Annotated in this window: 16 protein-coding genes, 2 rRNA genes and 1 pseudogene (1 of these 19 running past the window's edge); 18 read left to right on the top strand and 1 reads right to left on the bottom strand. The window is 52.1% G+C overall.

Annotated features, from left to right (window positions below):
* The 10 genes from PJDR2_RS28765 to pssA form a co-directional block, all read left to right on the top strand.
* Positions 1-995: ribosomal RNA gene (locus tag PJDR2_RS28765) — 23S ribosomal RNA — on the top strand (it extends 1,938 nt beyond the left edge of the window).
* Positions 996-1,167: 172 nt separating this feature from the next.
* A 5S ribosomal RNA gene (gene rrf / locus PJDR2_RS28760) occupies positions 1,168-1,284 on the top strand.
* 637 nt (positions 1,285-1,921) lie between these two features.
* Positions 1,922-2,383 carry a CtsR family transcriptional regulator gene (locus PJDR2_RS28755; RefSeq protein ID WP_015847260.1) on the top strand — a complete coding sequence of 154 codons (462 nt, stop codon included), beginning with the start codon at positions 1,922-1,924 and terminating at the stop codon, positions 2,381-2,383.
* Between the two features lie 38 nt (positions 2,384-2,421).
* On the top strand, positions 2,422-2,946 hold the full coding sequence (locus tag PJDR2_RS28750; protein WP_015847259.1) for a UvrB/UvrC motif-containing protein: 525 nt from the start codon (positions 2,422-2,424) through the stop codon (positions 2,944-2,946).
* A gap of 64 nt (positions 2,947-3,010) precedes the next feature.
* Positions 3,011-4,048: a protein arginine kinase gene (locus PJDR2_RS28745; protein WP_049790185.1), complete on the top strand. Its 1,038-nt coding sequence runs from the start codon at positions 3,011-3,013 to the stop codon at positions 4,046-4,048.
* A gap of 3 nt (positions 4,049-4,051) precedes the next feature.
* Positions 4,052-6,505 carry an ATP-dependent protease ATP-binding subunit ClpC gene (gene clpC, locus PJDR2_RS28740; RefSeq protein WP_015847257.1) on the top strand — a complete coding sequence of 818 codons (2,454 nt, stop codon included), beginning with the start codon at positions 4,052-4,054 and terminating at the stop codon, positions 6,503-6,505.
* A 169-nt stretch (positions 6,506-6,674) separates the two neighbouring features.
* On the top strand, positions 6,675-7,031 hold the full coding sequence (locus tag PJDR2_RS28735) for an antibiotic biosynthesis monooxygenase (RefSeq protein WP_015847256.1): 357 nt from the start codon (positions 6,675-6,677) through the stop codon (positions 7,029-7,031).
* A gap of 184 nt (positions 7,032-7,215) precedes the next feature.
* Positions 7,216-8,583, top strand: a complete 1,368-nt coding sequence (gene radA, locus PJDR2_RS28730; protein WP_015847255.1) for a DNA repair protein RadA — start codon at positions 7,216-7,218, stop codon at positions 8,581-8,583.
* Between the two features lie 10 nt (positions 8,584-8,593).
* Positions 8,594-9,670, top strand: a complete 1,077-nt coding sequence (gene disA, locus PJDR2_RS28725; protein ID WP_015847254.1) for a DNA integrity scanning diadenylate cyclase DisA — start codon at positions 8,594-8,596, stop codon at positions 9,668-9,670.
* Positions 9,671-9,757: 87 nt separating this feature from the next.
* A complete protein-coding gene (pssA, locus tag PJDR2_RS28720; RefSeq protein ID WP_015847253.1) occupies positions 9,758-10,501 on the top strand; it encodes a CDP-diacylglycerol--serine O-phosphatidyltransferase in 744 nt (247 codons plus the stop codon).
* Between the two features lie 78 nt (positions 10,502-10,579).
* On the opposite strand, the gene PJDR2_RS28715 is transcribed toward pssA, so the two are convergent.
* A complete protein-coding gene (locus PJDR2_RS28715; RefSeq protein ID WP_015847252.1) occupies positions 10,580-10,975 on the bottom strand; it encodes a hypothetical protein in 396 nt (131 codons plus the stop codon).
* Between the two features lie 149 nt (positions 10,976-11,124).
* On the opposite strand from PJDR2_RS28715, the gene PJDR2_RS28710 reads away from it, so the two are divergent.
* From PJDR2_RS28710 to rlmB, 8 genes and pseudogenes are all read left to right on the top strand, one after another.
* Positions 11,125-12,216, top strand: coding sequence for a PIN/TRAM domain-containing protein (locus PJDR2_RS28710; protein WP_015847251.1), 1,092 nt, complete (start codon positions 11,125-11,127; stop codon positions 12,214-12,216).
* A 49-nt stretch (positions 12,217-12,265) separates the two neighbouring features.
* The gene (ispD, locus tag PJDR2_RS28705; RefSeq protein ID WP_015847250.1) at positions 12,266-12,976 is read left to right on the top strand and encodes a 2-C-methyl-D-erythritol 4-phosphate cytidylyltransferase; all 711 of its coding nucleotides are present in this window, start codon (positions 12,266-12,268) and stop codon (positions 12,974-12,976) included.
* Complete coding sequence (ispF, locus tag PJDR2_RS28700; protein ID WP_015847249.1) at positions 12,973-13,461, top strand: 2-C-methyl-D-erythritol 2,4-cyclodiphosphate synthase; 489 nt, start codon at positions 12,973-12,975, stop codon at positions 13,459-13,461. The genes ispD and ispF overlap by 4 nt, the downstream gene beginning before the upstream one ends.
* Before the next feature lie 31 nt (positions 13,462-13,492).
* Positions 13,493-14,957: pseudogene (gltX, locus tag PJDR2_RS28695) on the top strand (glutamate--tRNA ligase).
* A gap of 554 nt (positions 14,958-15,511) precedes the next feature.
* Complete coding sequence (gene cysE / locus PJDR2_RS28690; RefSeq protein WP_015847248.1) at positions 15,512-16,174, top strand: serine O-acetyltransferase; 663 nt, start codon at positions 15,512-15,514, stop codon at positions 16,172-16,174.
* Positions 16,171-17,583 carry a cysteine--tRNA ligase gene (cysS, locus tag PJDR2_RS28685; protein ID WP_015847247.1) on the top strand — a complete coding sequence of 471 codons (1,413 nt, stop codon included), beginning with the start codon at positions 16,171-16,173 and terminating at the stop codon, positions 17,581-17,583. Before cysE ends, cysS begins: the two co-directional genes overlap by 4 nt.
* Positions 17,584-17,618: 35 nt before the next feature.
* Complete coding sequence (locus PJDR2_RS28680) at positions 17,619-18,122, top strand: Mini-ribonuclease 3 (protein WP_015847246.1); 504 nt, start codon at positions 17,619-17,621, stop codon at positions 18,120-18,122.
* Positions 18,123-18,145: 23 nt separating this feature from the next.
* The gene (rlmB, locus tag PJDR2_RS28675) at positions 18,146-18,874 is read left to right on the top strand and encodes a 23S rRNA (guanosine(2251)-2'-O)-methyltransferase RlmB (RefSeq protein WP_041614742.1); all 729 of its coding nucleotides are present in this window, start codon (positions 18,146-18,148) and stop codon (positions 18,872-18,874) included.
* The last annotated feature ends 2 nt before the right edge of the window (positions 18,875-18,876 follow it).

The raw sequence follows: 18,876 nt of genomic DNA, 5'->3' as shown, positions 1-18,876 counted from the left end.
TAAACGGCGGCCGTAACTATAACGGTCCTAAGGTAGCGAAATTCCTTGTCAGGTAAATTCTGACCCGCACGAATGGCGTAACGACTTGGGCGCTGTCTCAACGAGAGATCCGGTGAAATTTTAATACCTGTGAAGATGCAGGTTACCCGCGACAAGACGGAAAGACCCCATGGAGCTTTACTGCAGCTTGATATTGGACTTTGGTACGATCTGTACAGGATAGGTGGGAGCCTGAGAAGCATGAGCGCCAGCTTGTGTGGAGGCGACGTTGGGATACCACCCTGATCGTATCGAAGTTCTAACCTGGAACCATGAAACTGGTTCGGGGACCGTGTCAGGTGGGCAGTTTGACTGGGGCGGTCGCCTCCTAAAATGTAACGGAGGCGCCCAAAGGTTCCCTCAGAATGGTTGGAAATCATTCGGAGAGTGCAAAGGCATAAGGGAGCTTGACTGCGAGACCAACAAGTCGAGCAGGGACGAAAGTCGGGCTTAGTGATCCGGTGGTACCGAATGGAAGGGCCATCGCTCAACGGATAAAAGCTACCCTGGGGATAACAGGCTTATCTCCCCCAAGAGTCCACATCGACGGGGAGGTTTGGCACCTCGATGTCGGCTCATCGCATCCTGGGGCTGAAGTAGGTCCCAAGGGTTGGGCTGTTCGCCCATTAAAGCGGTACGCGAGCTGGGTTCAGAACGTCGTGAGACAGTTCGGTCCCTATCTGTCGCGGGCGCAGGAAATTTGAGAGGAGCTGTCCTTAGTACGAGAGGACCGGGATGGACGTACCGCTGGTGTACCAGTTGTTCCGCCAGGAGCACCGCTGGGTAGCCAAGTACGGACGGGATAAGCGCTGAAAGCATCTAAGCGTGAAGCCCCCCTCAAGATGAGATTTCCCAACTAGTAAGACCCCTTGAAGACGACGAGGTTGATAGGTTCGGGGTGGAAGCACAGCAATGTGTGGAGCTGACGAATACTAATCGGTCGAGGGCTTATCCTAAAACAACCCCCAAAAAGTGAAGTTAAGCGTTGCAGCTTATTCCGATTACTTTTCGGGGACCCCGGTGTAACAATCGGAACACTTAAGGAATTCAAACTTTCGCATCCAGTTTTCAAGGCGCAAATCCCGAAACGTTTCTGCAAGAAACGTACTTCGAAAGCAACGCCTTACGTTTGGTGGCGATGGCGGAGGGGAACCACGCGTTCCCATACCGAACACGACCGTTAAGCCCTCCAGCGCCGATGGTACTTGGACCGCAGGGTCCTGGGAGAGTAGGACGTCGCCAAGCAATGAAGAGCCTGTCGCATTACGCGACAGGTTTTTTGTTTCCGCATAGTTATCAACGATTCATCCACAACCTGAACAGCTGATCCACATTGGGATTAAGCTGCTTTTTTGTTTTGATATCCACATGTGAATAGTCACTCAATTACAACTTATCTGTATTTTGTAGATGAAGTTGTGCATAAATCGTCAAATCCCCTTATTTTATGCGCGTTTGCGGTCTGGATAACTGAATAACTCCGTGGATAGACAACACCCGCCTGCCAGAGATGTTTCCCTTTTCTCCTTATCCTGTTTATAAACTCCCCACAACGGTTTAATAACAATATAGAGCCTTTTGCTTGCTCGAGCATTTTGCATAGCGTTTATGCACAAATGTGAGTAGTCAGTGGATGAACGGCTCGTAGGACAGCTGCAGCTGTGTGTTAATGGGACGGACTGTGTATAAATCGCATCCATCCGCACCATGCTAGATAATGGCGATAGTATGATTGTTAAATTATCAGAAAATTGAAATTCCATGTATTGACCTTTCCTGATTTTTGCGTATAATAAAGTTAAAGTCAAAGAAAGTCAAAGTCAGTTGGGGCAGCATTTCCACAAATGCATCCACAGCTCATGTCGCCAGGAGGTTGGTAAATTTGCGTAACATTTCCGATCTCATCGAGCAGTACTTGAAGCAGATGTTGCAGGAAAGCCCGGAAGGCGCCGTTGAGATTCAACGCAATGAACTGGCAGACAAGTTTTCCTGCGTTCCGTCGCAGATCAATTATGTAATCAGTACCCGGTTCACTTTGGAGAAGGGATACATGGTTGAAAGCAAGCGCGGCGGCGGCGGTTATATCCGCATTCAGCGGGTAGACTTGCCGGCGCTTAAGACGATTCAATTCCATATCCATCAAACGATTGGCGATTGCGTCGAGCAAAGCGTGGCGGAGGGGCTGATTTATCAGCTGGAGGAGGCAAGACTAATTACGAAACGGGAAGCGAACCTGCTTCGGGCCGCGGTTGACCGCGACACCATTGCCGTCAAGCTGCCGCTTCGCGATGAGATCAGAGCCAGGTTACTGCGCTCCATGCTGATATCTTTATTAGCCAAATAAGCGCCTGAGAAGGTTACACCGGAAGGAGGGGATTCGGCTTGATTTGCCAAGAATGCGGCAAGAAGCCGGCAACGCTTCATTTTACGAAAATCGTGAACGGTGAAAAGACCGAATTTCACATCTGTGAATCCTGTGCAAGGGAACGGGGTGAAGGTATCCCCGGCGCTCCAAACGGGTTCTCTATTCACAGTCTGCTGTCGGGCCTTCTCGATTTTGATCCGAGCAGCACTAACGGCGCAAACAGCGCCAAGCAACAGCAGATGATCCGCTGCGACCACTGCGGGTTAACGTACGCGCAATTCAGCAAGATCGGCAGGTTCGGCTGCAGCAACTGCTACCGTCAATTTACCGAGAAGTTAGATCCTCTGCTGAAACGTGTACATGGCAATACGGTCCATGTCGGTAAAATACCGAAGCGTTCCGGCGGCCAAATTCAGTACAAGCGAGAGATTGAACAACTGCGGCGGGATTTGCAAAGCCGTATCGAACGAGAAGAATTTGAAAGCGCGGCTCAGATTCGTGATCGAATCCGTGAGCTGGAGCGTAAAATAGTAGAACTGTAAGGCGCACGAAGGAGGTTTACTCTTGGCGAGTCATCGTTTCTCTGAGCAAGCGTTAAGCGATTGGATGAAGGGAGTTGGACCTGACTCGGATATCGTCATTAGCAGCCGAGTACGCATTGCGCGAAATATGCGGCAGTATCCATTCCCGATGCTTGCTACCAATCAGCAGTCGCTTGAGGTCATGAATCAGCTCACTGCAATAGGGCAATCCGGCAAGCTGGATCCGGTAGGACATTTCGAAACGATTATTTTATCGGAGCTTAGCGAGCTGGAAAGACGGGTATTGGTGGAGAAGCATCTGATTAGCCCTAACCTGGCTAACGAGTCACGCGGCGGGGCGGTCATTCTAAGCGAGAATGAATCGGTCAGCATAATGATCAACGAAGAGGATCATCTTCGTATTCAATGCCTGTATCCCGGTTTTCAAGTCAAAGAGGCTTGGACACTGGCGAACCAGATCGATGATATTTTCGAGGAAGAAACCAATTACGCGTTCGACGAGCAGAGAGGTTATTTGACCACCTGTCCGACGAATGTAGGGACGGGAATACGCGCATCGGTTATGATGCATCTGCCGGCACTTGTGCTGACTCAGCAGATTAACCGTATTTTATCGGCTGTCACGCAGGTCGGCCTCGCTGTCCGGGGAATGTATGGCGAAGGCAGCGAAGCGCTGGGGAATCTGTTCCAGATATCGAATCAGATTACGCTGGGACAGACTGAAGGCGAAATCATCGATAATTTGCACGGAGTAGCCAAGCAGATTATCGAGCATGAGAGAGCAGCCCGCCAACGGCTGATGTCCGAGTCTCGGCTTCGGATCGAGGACCGGGTAAGGCGCTCTTACGGCATTTTGTCTTACGCGGCGGTGATGGATTCCAAGGAATCCGCGCAACGGCTGTCCGATGTAAGGCTAGGCGTCGATCTGGGGCTTCTGGATCACGTCACGAGCCAATCTTTAAATGAATTAATTGTAATGACGCAGCCCGGGTTCCTGCAGCAGACGTTCAACGAGAAGATGAGCGCTGATCAGCGGGATTACCGCAGGGCCGAATTAATCCGCAATCAATTGCGGGGTCAAACCGAGCATGGGGGTGCATGAAACATGATGTTTGGACGTTTTACGGAGCGAGCGCAAAAGGTTCTCGCCTTGGCGCAGGAGGAAGCGGTTCGTCTTGGTCACAATAATATTGGTACGGAGCATATTTTGCTCGGCCTGATTCGCGAAGGGGAAGGCATTGCAGCGAAGGCTTTAATCGGCCTTGGTCTTGGACTTGAGAAAATTCAGGATGAAGTGGAGGCTTTGATCGGCCGCGGTCAAGAGCAGCCAACTAATATTGCTTATACGCCACGCGCGAAAAAGGTTATCGAGCTGTCGATGGACGAAGCAAGAAAGCTTGGCCATACGTACGTAGGCACAGAACATATCCTGCTTGGTCTGATTCGCGAAGGAGAAGGCGTAGCAGCCCGGGTTCTGAACAACCTTGGCATTAGCCTTAACAAAGCGCGCCAGCAAGTATTGCAGCTGCTGGGCAGCAGCGAAGCGGTATCCAGCAGCCATGGCTCTCCATCCAATGTGAGTACGCCAACGCTGGACGGCTTAGCCCGTGACCTGACCGCTTATGCCCGCGAGGGTAATTTGGATCCGGTTATCGGCCGCAGCAAGGAAATCGAGCGCGTAATCCAGGTGCTCAGCCGCCGTACCAAGAACAATCCTGTTCTAATCGGTGAGCCGGGCGTAGGTAAAACCGCGATTGCAGAAGGTCTTGCTCAAAAGATTATCGCAAACGAAATCCCAGAGACACTTCGCGACAAACGCGTTATGACTTTGGATATGGGCTCCGTTGTAGCCGGCACGAAGTACCGCGGCGAATTCGAAGACCGCTTGAAAAAGATCATGGATGAGATTCGCCAAGCCGGCAACATCATTCTGTTCATCGATGAGCTTCATACGCTGATCGGTGCAGGCGGCGCTGAAGGCGCGATTGATGCATCCAATATTCTAAAGCCTGCGCTTGCCCGCGGCGAGCTGCAGTGCATCGGCGCAACAACGCTGGATGAATACCGCAAATACATCGAGAAGGATGCCGCGCTTGAGCGCCGGTTCCAACCGATTACGGTCGACCAGCCATCGCCGGAAGAAGCCATCCAAATTCTGCACGGCCTGCGTGACCGTTATGAGGCTCACCACCGCGTAAAAATTACGGATGATGCAATCGTGCAAGCCGTGAAGCTGTCCGATCGTTATATTACGGACCGGTTCCTGCCGGACAAAGCGATCGACCTGATCGACGAGGCGAGCTCGAAAGTGAGACTTAACTCGTATACGGTACCGCCTAATCTCAAACAGCTGGAGAATCGTCTGGAGGATATCCGCAAGGAGAAAGACGCAGCGGTTCAAAGCCAGGAGTTCGAGAAAGCGGCAGCCCTTCGCGATACGGAGCAAAAAATCCGTGAAGAGCTCGACGTAACGAAGAACCAATGGAAAGAAAAACAAGGCCGCACCGATTCCGAGGTAACGCCTGAAGATATCGCTCAGGTTGTAGCAAGCTGGACGGGTATTCCGGTCAGCAAGCTGGCGGAAGAAGAAACTGAGCGTCTGCTCAAGATGGAAGATATCCTGCATGACCGCGTAATCGGCCAAGAAGATGCGGTTAAGGCGGTATCGAGAGCCATCCGCAGAGCGCGCGCAGGCTTAAAAGATCCGAAACGTCCAATCGGTTCGTTCATCTTCCTTGGTCCTACCGGGGTAGGTAAAACCGAGCTAGCCCGCGCACTCGCGGAAGCGATGTTCGGCGACGAGAACGCGGTTATCCGCATTGATATGTCGGAGTATATGGAGAAACACTCCACGTCCCGTCTCGTCGGAGCGCCTCCGGGATATGTGGGCTACGAAGAAGGCGGTCAGCTGACCGAGAAAGTACGCCGCAAGCCATATTCCGTTGTCCTCCTCGACGAAATCGAGAAGGCGCATCCGGAAGTGTTCAACATCCTGCTGCAAGTACTGGAAGATGGTCGTCTGACCGATTCCAAAGGCAGAGTGGTCGACTTCCGCAACACGCTGATCATTATGACTTCGAACGTTGGCGCGGATCAAATCAAACGTAATTCCTCGCTGGGCTTTACAGCCGTACAGGATTCGGGCCGCGAGTTCAACCAAATGAAGGATAAAGTGATGACAGAGCTGAAGAAAAGCTTCCGTCCGGAGTTCCTGAACCGGATCGACGAAACAATCGTGTTCCACTCGCTGGAGCAAGAGCATATCGCTCAAATCGTTACGCTTATGTCCGACGAGCTTCGCAAACGGCTGCGCGAACAAGAGGTGGACTTCATCCTCACCGATTCCGCGAAGGCGTTCCTCGCGAAGGAAGGCTTCGACCCGCAATACGGTGCGCGTCCGCTGCGCCGTGCGATTCAGAAGCATATCGAAGACCGGCTGTCAGAGGATCTCCTCCTTGGCAAGATCCGCAAAGGCGATTCCTTCACGATTGACGAGAAAGACGGCGGGTTGACCGTTAACAAATCCGAAGCTGTCCCGGAAGAGCCGGCAGCAAAATAAGCAAGAAAACAACCAGGCTGCCTGGGTGAGGGAATCCCTCGCCGGGCAGCTTTTGTTTTACCCACTCCATTTGACAATGAGAATCATTATCGTATATGCTTGGAATAAGGATTATTTAGCAATTAAGGGTTTTAAACATAGAAGCTGTGGGAAGATGGAGGGGCTTATTATGATCGTTGTGACGAATACGATAAAGGTAAAAAAAGGCCATGGGGAAGAGGTAGCGGAGCGGTTCCAGAAGACCAAAGGCATTGAGCAGTCCGCCGGTTTTATTCGCATGGAGGTTATGCTGACCGAAGGGCTGGCTGACTACGATGAGCTGAAGGTAAGCACGACCTGGGAGACCAAAGCTTCCTTCGAGGGCTGGGTGAACAGCGATTCCTTCCGTCAGGCGCATGCCCACAGGGGAAATAAACAGGCGGACGGCGGTAAAGGAAAGGATGGAGAAGGCGAGCGTATTATGCTGGGCTCTCAGCTTACCACGCACCGGATTCTCGTATCCAGAGAAGCTGCGGCAATCTCATAATTTTTGCAGCTTATACTTTTGCATCATTTAACAAAAGCTTTCTTTATTCCGATGTTGGAATAAGGAAGGCTTTTTTACTGACTGGAATCTGTTGGTCCGTACATTAGTTCGTAAGAAGGGGTTTATACCCTACGGATAAAATGGTAAACTTTTAAATGGTAACGCTTGTTAAAAGGAGCCTAGTATGGCAAAGATAAAGCTAAAGTTTGTATGTACTGAATGCGGGACGGAATCGCCGAAATGGCTGGGGAAATGTCCGGGCTGCCAGTCTTGGAATACGATGGTGGAGGAAAAAGAGACCGTTGTCAAAACACAAGGTGTCGGTCTTCGCGTGGCTCAGACGAAAGAAAAGCCGCAATCCATCATACATATAGAAAGTGGGCAGGAACCGCGTATTGAAACACGGTTGCAGGAGCTTAACCGGGTGCTGGGCGGAGGCGTTGTGCCAGGCTCGCTAATTCTGGTAGGCGGAGATCCCGGAATCGGAAAATCCACGCTGCTGTTGCAAACCTCGCATGCGTTGGCCTCAAAGGGGCTGAAGGTGCTCTATATTTCCGGGGAGGAATCCGTCCGGCAGACGCGTCTCCGCGCTGACCGGCTTGGTGCTCTGACGGAATCCCTTTTTGTCCTTTGCGAGACAAACATGGAGCAAATTAACGATGCGATTGAATCGGTCCAGCCGGATTTTCTCGTCATCGACTCCATTCAGACGGTGTATGATCCAAACGTTCAGTCTGCTCCGGGCAGCGTCGCCCAGGTAAGGGAATGTACCGCTCACTTCATGCGGGTAGCAAAAATCAAAGGAATCGCTACCGTGCTTGTCGGGCATGTGACGAAAGAAGGCGCAATTGCCGGTCCCCGTCTGCTGGAGCATATGGTCGACTGCGTGCTGTACTTCGAAGGCGAGCGGCATCATACTTACCGGCTGCTCCGGGCCGTTAAGAACCGGTTTGGCTCCACTAATGAGATCGGCATATTCGAAATGGGTGAAGAAGGCCTTCGAGAAGTGGCCAATCCGTCAGAGCTGTTCCTGTCGGAGCGCCCGCTTGGCGTATCCGGCTCTACGGTTGTAGCCAGTATGGAAGGAACCCGACCCGTGCTGGTTGAGCTTCAGGCGCTTGTCGCAGCAACGAATTTCCCGTCGCCGCGGCGGATGTCCACAGGAATCGATCATCACCGGATGGCATTAATTATTGCGGTATTAGAGAAGCGGATCGGTATGTTTTTGCAGACGCAGGATGCCTATTTAAATGTGGCGGGCGGCGTGAAGCTGGATGAGCCGGCAGTTGACCTTGCGGCTGCAGTCTCGCTGGCGTCAAGCTTTCGCGATGCACCTACGCGCCCCTATGACGTTATCTTCGGCGAAGTGGGCCTGACAGGCGAGGTTCGTGCGGTATCCCGTGCCGAGCAGCGGGTGAAGGAAGCGGAGAAGCTTGGCTTCAAGCGGGTCATTATGCCGGAGAAAAGCTTAAAGGGCTGGAAGCCGCCGGAAGGCATCGAGATTATCGGCGTGAGTACGGTAGCAGAAGCGCTGTCCGCGGCACTTGGATAGGGGGCAAATGATGAAGGAACAAAGTCAGCTAGAAATAATGAACCAGCTTTTGCAATTAGTCGCACCAGGCACCCCGTTCCGTGATGGGCTTGATAATGTACTTCGGGCCAAAACGGGTGCGCTGCTTGTTGTCGGGTACAGTCCCGAAGTGATGGAGGTCGTGGATGGAGGCTTCTCTATCAACTGCGATTTCTCGCCTAACTACTTGTATGAGCTCGCCAAGATGGATGGAGCCATTATCCTGAGCGAGGATATGAAGCGGATTTTGTATGCGAATACGCAGCTTATCCCGAACAACTCGATTTCTTCGATTGAGACCGGTATCCGGCACCGTACGGCGGAGCGGGTAGCGAAGCAGACCGGCAAGCTTGTCGTATCGATCTCGCAGCGCCGGAATATCATTACGCTGTACCAAGGTAATTTGCGTTATTCGCTCAAAGAGATGGGCGTTATATTAACGAAGGCCAATCAGGCGATTCAAACGCTTGAGAAATATAAGGTCGTACTTAGCCAGTCGCTCACCAACCTGTCGGCCCTTGAATTCGAGGAGCTGGTGACGCTGCAAGAAGTAGCGCATGTCGTGCAGCGCGTCGAAATGGTTCTGCGCGTCAAAATGGAAATCAAGCGTTATGTCACCGAGCTTGGTACGGAAGGCCGGCTCATCGCCATGCAGATGGAGGAGCTTGTAAACGGCGTTGACGAAGATGCCTGGTATCTGCTCAAGGATTATGCCAAGGATAATACGGATGACAAAATCCGCGAAATCCGTGCAGCGCTCAAGAAGCTCAGCGCGGAAGATCTGCTGGATGCGCCTCCGATTATCCGTCTTCTCGGCTACACGCATACCGCCGCCATGGTGGAGGAAGCGGTATCGCCGAGAGGTTTCAGGCTGCTCAATAAAATCCCTCGCCTTCCATTAATTATCATGAACAATCTGATTGAGCGCTTCGGTCGTCTGCCTCATATCCTGATGGCAACCATTGATGAGCTTGACGAAGTGGACGGTATTGGAGAGGTTCGCGCGCGCGCGATCAAGGACGGCTTGAAGCGGATCCAGGAGCAGATGTTCATTGACAGACAAATTTAAATCTCATACAATGGATGGAATGTGTACCGTATTCCAAACATACATTAGTAAACGGTTTTAGGGCATAGTAGAGAAGAGGTGGAATAGATGATCACTAAGTCGATACCGAGCCTTCTCACGGTCGGAAACTTATTCTTAGGAATAGCCGCCATTATTCTCGTGTTTAATGAAAAGCCGGAGACAGCCGCGATGATGGTTATTATAGCGATGCTGCTTGATGGCGTGGACGGCCGTGTAGCACGTGCTCTGAACGTGCAAAGCGAGTTCGGCAAAGAGCTCGATTCGTTATCCGATGTGATCTCGTTCGGCGTGGCGCCGGCTTTTATTATGTATGTCGTTGCCTTTCAAGAGCTTAACCCGACCATTGCCTGGATTATTACCGCACTGTTCCCGATCTGCGGTGCTTTGAGGCTGGCCCGATTTAACGTAGTAGCCAGTAAACCGGGTTACTTTATTGGCCTTCCTATTCCTGCTGCAGGAGGCGTGTTGTGCACGCTTGCGCTGTTCCAGGATGATATTGCAGTCTCAGTCTTGTTATTGAGCACGCTGGTGCTTTCCTTGCTTATGGTTAGTACGATTAAATATCCGAACTTTAAAAAAATCGGCATTTCCAAGGGTGCGATCTGGGCGATTCCGTTTGTGGTCGCGCTGGCTATTTTCCTTGGGATCCAATTCCCTGACCAGTTATCTAAAATTATCTTTGTACCGATGCTGTTATATGCGCTTTACGGTCTAAAAAAAAACGTTGACAGCCGCGTGAAGAAACGCGTCCGGAAACGCCGCGCCAAAGAAGTACAGGAAGAGAATGTGCAATCGGAGACGACTGCCTAAAAATGCATAAAAAAAGAAGGAGCTGTTCCCTGCACTCGTTATAAACGAGGCAAGGAGCAGCTCCTTTTTTCGTATTCCTTACGTTAAGTTAAACAATCCGAGGGTAGAACATTTATCGTATTCCTTGGCGACAACTTCGTCTAATTTAATATCAAGCAGATTGCACATGGCGGTCATGTAGAACAGATTCCGTCCGAGCTCGGATTTGAGCACGTCGCGGCAGGATTCGCATACATGGCCAGAGATATGACTTTGAAGCGTAGATTTGGCACTCTCGAGATTTGGTTCATCTGCATACTCTTGCTTGCGTGCATTGAGTTCAATACAACCACAGTCCGTTACGGTCTTCGTCACCGCGCGGTTAACGGATGTACCGGACTGACCAAACTTGGACATAACGTCCAGCAGGCTTCGATGCCTAAGCAATAGTTCTGATACTTGCTGCTGGAATTGTTCCAGTGTAGGAGCACTCATCGATTCCACCTCTTTCATCAGCTTCATCTGCTTTAACTGCTAATTCCATTATAAACATACCCCGCTATCATTTCAAAATGAAAAATCATTCACGAACCGCCGTTTAGTCCGTCCATTATTGGAACATAATTGTAATGGAGGTGGTATTTATGATGAAACGAATTATTCAAATGGCCGGTCTATTATTTGGCGGATTGGCTGGGCTCGAAGTAGAAGGCAGAACGAATAGCATAGAAGGCTGGACGCAATCGTCGCTTGGTATTTGGCAAGGAACTAGCGTGTATTATTTCGCGATTGGGGCACTTTTTGGACTTCTTGTTGCGAGCATGGCTGCAGGACGAATTATGAAGTTTATGCAGCGCGGTATTGATCAAACGGCCGAAATGCCGATGAAGGATTTACTGGCCGGCAGCGGCGGGCTTCTTGCGGGATTGTTCTTGTCCGCGCTCTTGTACCCGGCGGTAGCAAAGCTTGGCGGACCGGGGCTTTTGATTCCGGCCGTGATGTCCCTGTTCTTCGGCTACTTGGGTCTTCGAATCGGTCTTAGCAAGAAGGACGAGCTGGCGGCAGCGGCATCGGCGATGCTGGAACTGCGCAAGTCAGCTCCGGTGGCTGATGAGGCGGGTGGCTTTGAAGAGCATAAAATTCTGGACACCAGCGTAATTATCGACGGCCGGATTGCGGATATCTGCAAGACCGGATTTATCGAAGGAACTCTCGTTATTCCGGAATTCGTGCTTGAGGAACTGCAGCATATTGCGGACTCTTCGGATCTGCTGAAGCGTAACCGGGGACGCCGCGGACTTGATATTTTGAACAAAATTCAAAAGGAATTAGATGTTCGGGTGCTTATCTACGAAGGAGACTTTGAAGAAATAAGCGAGGTGGACAGTAAATTGGTCAAGCTGGCGAAAGCCCTTAAAGGCAAGGTTGTTACCAATGACTTCAACTTGAACAAGGTATGCGAGCTGCAAGGTGTATCGGTACTGAACATTAATGACTTGGCTAATGCAGTGAAGCCCGTCGTCCTGCCCGGTGAAGAAATTATCGTACAAGTTATTAAGGACGGCAAAGAGCATGGACAGGGCGTCGCTTATCTGGACGACGGCACAATGATCGTTGTGGAAGGCGGACGCGATTATATCGGTACCACGATGGAAGTTCTTGTAACAAGCGTTCTGCAAACATCTGCAGGCCGGATGATATTCGCGAAGCCGAAGCTGTTGGAAAAAGCGCTGTAACCTTGTATAGTAGGGAGTAGTTGTTTATACGTACGAGGGAGATTGGGCGATGAATGCACATTGGGGAGCGGTTGTCGTTGCGGCCGGACGCGGCTCGCGGATGGGAACCGCAGAAAGCAAGCAATATTTGCCGCTGCACGGTAAGCCGATTCTCGTGCATACGCTGGAATTATTCCAAGCGATGGACGAGATAGCAGATATAGCGCTTGTGGTTGGCGCGGAGGACGTGGAGCGCTGCACCGGGCTTGTCGAGGAGTATAAGCTTGGCAAAGTGACGGCCGTGGTAGCCGGGGGAAGCGAGCGCCAGCATTCGGTCTTTGCGGGAATCAAGGCGTTGTCGCCGGCTGCCGAGTGGGTGATGGTGCATGACGGCGTGAGGCCGCTTGTAACGCAAAAGGCGATACGCGCCTGCTGCGGGAAAGCCGAGCAGAACGGCGCTGCCGTCTTGGCCGTACCGGTCAAGGATACAATCAAACAGGTAGACGACACGGGTCTGATCGTTTCAACGCCGGACCGCCGAAGCTTGTGGGCGATACAAACGCCGCAAGCTTTTCGTCGTGATTTGCTGACCGCAGCGCATGAGCGCGCGGCAGAGGAGCATTTTCTCGGTACGGATGATGCCATGGTGGTGGAACGTACAGGCGCGCCTGTCGTTATTGCGGAAGGCGACTATACGAATATCAAAATTACGACGCCGGATGATCTGCCCTGGGCAGAATTTTTGTTAGAGAAACGCAGGAGAGAGGAGAACAAACAATGATTCGAGTAGGACAAGGCTTTGACGTGCATCAGCTGGTGGAGGGCCGTCCCTGCATTATCGGGGGCGTAACGATTCCTTACGAGAAGGGACTGCTGGGCCATTCCGACGCGGATGTGCTGCTGCATGCGATTACGGACGCGATTCTAGGGGCGCTTGGGCTTGGCGATATCGGCAAGCACTTCCCGGATACTTCCGAAGAATTCAAGGACGCCGACAGCCTGAAGCTGCTTGAACACGTATGGGCGCTGGCGAAGGAGCGGGGCTACAAGCTTGGCAACTGCGATTCGACGATTATTGCCCAACGTCCGAAGATGGCGCCTTACATACCGCAAATGGCGGAAATTATCGCGCGCGCGCTGGAAGCGGACATCGAGCAGGTGAACGTGAAGGCGACCACGACCGAGCAGCTTGGTTTTACCGGCAGAGGCGAAGGAATTGCCTCCCAATCGGTTGTCTGCTTGATCCAGGATGTTATAATCAAGTAATGGTTTAGTTATACGAGAGGGGTTATTAGCGATGACACAAGAAGTGAGAGTCCGTTATGCACCGTCCCCGACGGGTCATTTACATATCGGTAATGCCAGAACGGCCTTATTTAATTATTTGTATGCGCGCAGCCAGGGCGGCAAATTTATTATCCGGATTGAAGATACCGACGTGAAACGCAACGTGGCAGGCGGGGAAGAGAGCCAGCTGAAATATTTGAAATGGCTTGGCATCGACTGGGATGAGAGCATTGACATCGGTGGAGGCTACGGCCCTTACCGTCAGACCGAGCGCCTTGATATTTATAAGGAATATTGGCAGGACTTGATTGACCGCGGCCTTGCTTACCGTTGCTATTGCACGGAAGAAGAGCTTGAGCAGGAGCGGGAAGAGCAGATGAGCCGCGGCGAGACGCCTCGTTATTCCGGACGCCACCGCAACCTGACGGAGGAACAACGCCAGGCGTTTGAAGCGGAAGGCCGCGTAGCCAGCGTGCGATTCCGTGTGCCGGAAGGCAAAACCTTTGCGTGGGACGACATGGTCAAAGGCTCGATCAGCTTCGATACGGCGGAGATGGGCGACTTCGTTATCGTGAAAAAGGATGGCATTCCGACTTACAACTTTGCCGTCGTCATCGACGATTACCTGATGAAGATCAGCCACGTGCTGCGAGGCGAGGATCATATCTCGAATACTCCGCGCCAGCTGATGATTTACGAAGCGCTTGGCTGGGAAGCTCCGAAGTTCGCTCATATGACGCTGATCGTGAACGAGAGCCGCAAGAAGCTCAGCAAGCGCGACGAGTCGATCATCCAGTTCATCGAGCAATACGACGATCTTGGCTATCTGCCGGAAGCGCTGTTCAACTTTATTGCTTTGCTCGGCTGGTCGCCTGAAGGCGAGCAGGAGATGTTCTCTCATGACGAGCTGGTAAACGTATTTACGGCTGAACGTCTAAGCAAAAGACCCTGCCGTATTCGACACGCAGAAGCTGAGCTGGATGAACGGCGAATACATGAAAAAGATCGACCTCGAGCGTCTCGTCGACCTTTGTTTGCCGCATCTGCAAAAGGCTGGCCGCTTGGGCGAGCAACTGGATGCCGCTGACCGTGAATGGGTTACGGCACTTGCTGCTCTCTATCAAGAGAAGCTACGCGCAGCGTCGGACATCGTAGAGCTTACGGAGCTGTTCTTCCTCGATACGGTCCAGGATGAAGAGGAAGCTAAGGCTGTGCTTGCCGAAGAGCAGGTACCGGCTGTCCTGACTGCGTTCCTTGCGAAGATCGAAGATAGCGAAGCTTCCGCCTTTACCGTTGACGGCATTAAAGACTGGATCAAAGCGGTTCAGAAGGAAACGGGCTTCAAAGGCAAGCAGCTGTTTATGCCTATTCGCGCTGCGCTTACGGGCCAGACGCATGGCTCCGACCTGAACCAGTCCATCGCCCTTCTTGGCCGCGATAAGGTGGTTAACCGTCTTAAGAATCGTCTGGGTTAAGCATTACCCAATGCGGACGAGGTTGACAAGCGGTGTTATAAATTCCTTGTCACCTTTAAGGTGATTCGCTATACTGTTACTAATTACAATTCGATGACTTAAAAAGCCATGAACAGGAAAAGTACGTTTTGCCGGATTTACAGAGAGGACAATCAGCATTTGCCTATAGCCTAGTTAAGGATTGGCATGTAGGGATGCGGGCTGCAAGTTGTCTAGTTCGGGGGACGGAAAATTGCACCTGGGAGCTTTGTTCCGATCCGTAATCCTACCGCTTCGTATACCGGAGCCGGCGGAGCGGGGTAGGCAGCAACGTATCAGCCAACGTTACAGGCTTTAAGACGGACAGCCGGATTAGGCTGGGCCAAAGCTCGTTGTTGAGCTATGGTTCGTAATCTGGTCGTTCAAGCAGAGTGGAACCGCGACGTTACACGCCCGCCTCTGCAGCATTTCAAATGCTGCGGAGGCTTTTTTTATTTTTCAGGCATTGAGTAGCTTCACCTTGTTAGCTTTGTTTCACTGCGGGGGGCCGCAGCACAGGGGAGAGGAGAACACGCATGTTTCGCCATATTAGATCAGACATTAAGGCAGTATTTGAGAACGATCCGGCAGCTCGAAGTCGATTTGAAGTTGTCTTTACGTATTCGGGTCTGCACGCGATATGGGCTCACCGGATTGCGAATAAATTCTTCCGCAGAGGATGGTTTACGCTTGCGCGGATCATCTCGCAGTTCAGCCGTTTTATGACGGGGATCGAGATTCATCCGGGAGCAACGATCGGAGAGCGGTTGTTCATCGACCACGGAATGGGTATAGTGATTGGAGAAACATGCGAGATCGGTGATGATGTCGTTATTTATCAGGGCGTAACGCTTGGAGGGACCGGCAAGGAAAAAGGCAAACGCCATCCTACCATCGGCAACAATGTTGTCATCGGTTCCGGCGCCAAAGTATTAGGCTCGTTTAGTGTTGGCGATAATTCGAATATCGGATCGAATGCCGTTGTCCTGCGGGAGGTGCCAGATAACTGTACCGTCGTGGGCAATCCGGGGCGTGTCGTCAGACGTAATGGCGAACGGGTCGGAGACCGGCTTGACCATAAGCAGCTGCCGGACCCCGTCATTGAGATGTTCCGCGAAATGCAAAGGGAAATAGATAGTTTAAAGGCCGAAGTCGAGAGGCTTCGCGAGCCAGTAGCTGGAGGAGAAACGAGATCATGAATGTTCAAATTTACAATACGCTGACCCGATCAAAGGAAGCATTTGTCCCGCAGGAGCCGGGAAAAGTAAAAATGTACGTCTGCGGACCAACGGTCTATGACTATATTCATATCGGCAACGCGCGCCCGGTTATTTTCTTCGACGTCGTACGCCGTTACCTGGAGTATGCGGGTTATGACGTCAACTACATTGTGAACTTCACGGATGTAGACGATAAGCTTATCAAGAAGGCGGAGCAACTCGGACTTACGGTTCCGGAGGTTGCCGATAAGTTCATTAACGCGTTTAACGAGGATATTGCTTCGCTAGGCGTGCATAAGGCAACGTTGAACCCGCGGGTTACCGAGCATATCCCATCGATCATTGCGTTTATTCAAGGCCTTGTCGACACAGGCTATGCTTATGCAAGCGAAGGCGACGTGTATTACCGCACCTCGAAATTCGAGGAATACGGCAAGCTGTCGCATCAGAATCTGGAGGAGCTGCAGTTCGGCATCCGGATCGAGGTTGGCGAGCGCAAGGAAAATCCGCAGGACTTCGTGCTCTGGAAAGGCGTAAAACCTGGCGAAATTAACTGGGAAAGCCCTTGGGGACCGGGACGTCCGGGCTGGCATATTGAGTGCTCGGCGATGGCGCGCGAATATTTGGGCGATACGCTTGATATCCATGGCGGCGGCCATGACCTGCAATTCCCGCATCATGAGTGCGAAGTTGCCCAATCCGAGGCATTGACCGGCAAGCAGCTTGCAAACTACTGGATGCATAACGGTTACATTCATATTAACAACGAGAAGATGTCCAAGTCCCTTGGCAACGGGATTACGGTTAACGAGTTGGTAAAGCGCGTGAAGCCGGCGGCTATCCGTTACTTTATTTTGTCGACGCATTACCGCAGCCCGCTTAACTTCACGGATGAGACAATCGCTCAAGCCGAGAACAGCGTAGATCGGATCGCGAATTGCGCGGCTAACCTGAAGCACAGGCTTTCCACGTTTGACGGTCAGTCAGAGGGTGCTGCTGCTGGGGAGCTTGGCGACAGAATCGCTCAGCTTAAAGCACAATTCGAAGCGAAGATGGGCGACGACTTCAATACGCCGGATGCGATTACCGCCGTATTCGAGCTGGTTACGGAAGCGAACCAGTACATGAACCGCGCAGACGCTTCGTCGGAAGGAATTGCCGCATTGCTGGCGGCGCTTGAGCAAATGAACACGGTGCTGGGATTACTGCCGGAAGCGGGTACTGATGCCGAACTTCTGGATGACGAGATCGATGCGCTTATTGTTGAACGGACGGAAGCACGTGCGGCGAAGAATTGGGCAAGAGCGGATGAAATCCGTAACCTGCTCACCGAAAAAGGCATTGCGTTAGAGGACACTCCGCAAGGGATTCGCTGGCGGCGCCTGTAGAACTCTGCCGCAAATCGATTGGAGGAAGTGTCATATTGAACAGCAATGAACGAGAACATGCAAGCTTAAGCTTAGAGGAAGCGGGACAAGGAGGTGGAGCAGGAGCGGGGCTTCTGTTCCATCGTCCGTCCAAGAAGACGCAGCTCATTAATCCGGTTGTGCTCGCTTACGTAGGAGACAGCGTATTTGAGCTGTTGGTCCGGCAGTACCTGGTGTCGCTGCCTAATCATAAATCGCATCATCTTCACAAGGAAGCGACCAAGATCGTATCGGCGAAGGCGCAGCGCAAGCTGCTTGAGAAATGGCAGCCGATGCTGACGGAAGAGGAAGCGGATATCGTAAGGCGCGGCCGCAATACGAAATCCGGGGCACCGCCCAAGAATGCGGACCCGGCTGATTACCGGCAGGCTACCGCGCTCGAATGTTTGGTCGGCTATTTGTACTATGAAGGACGGATTGAACGTCTGCATGAATTGTTTGCGGCAGCAGTTGCGCCGCAGTCGGAAGACCATCAGGAAGAGAAGGAGGGACAAGCGTGACTGAACGTTACAACCAAGAAGAAATGATTGCCGGCAAGCATCCTGTTATGGAGGCGCTTCGTTCCGGACGTGATATTAATAAGATCTGGATCGCGGAGGGCGCGCAGAAGAGCCTGACTCAGCCGATCGTGGCGGAAGCTAAGCAGCATGGCGTCATCGTGCAGTTTGTGGACAAGCGCAAGCTGGATACCATGGTGGAGGGCGTACAGCACCAAGGCGTTGTTGCGCAGGCTGCTGCTTTTGCGTATGCAGAGATTGAGGATCTGCTGGCGAGAGCCCGCGAACTGAACGAAACGCCGTTCCTGCTTATTCTCGATGAGATTGAGGATCCGCATAATCTAGGCTCCATTTTGCGTACGGCGGAATGCACCGGGGTCCATGGCGTTATTATTCCGAAGCGCCGTTCGGTTGGCTTGACGGCAACGGTGCTCAAGACATCCGCTGGCGCGGCCGAGCATGTGCCCGTAGCGCGGGTGACGAACCTTGCCCAGACGATCGACCGTTTGAAGGAAGAGGGCGTATGGGTAGCGGGCACGGACGTAAGTGCTCCGCAGGATGTATACAAGACAAAGTTCGATCTGCCGCTTGCAATTGTCATCGGGAATGAAGGTAAAGGCATGGGCCGCTTGATCAAGGAAAAATGCGATTTTCTTGTCAAGCTGCCGATGCACGGCCGTCTTAATTCCCTGAACGCATCCGTGGCAGCGGGCGTTTTGATGTACGAAGTGGTCAGGCAGCGCCGGAGTGTATAGCC

Source organism: Paenibacillus sp. JDR-2, assembly GCF_000023585.1.
Classification (GTDB): Bacteria; Bacillota; Bacilli; order Paenibacillales; family Paenibacillaceae; genus Pristimantibacillus.
This window is presented reverse-complemented; position numbering and strand designations above follow the sequence as displayed.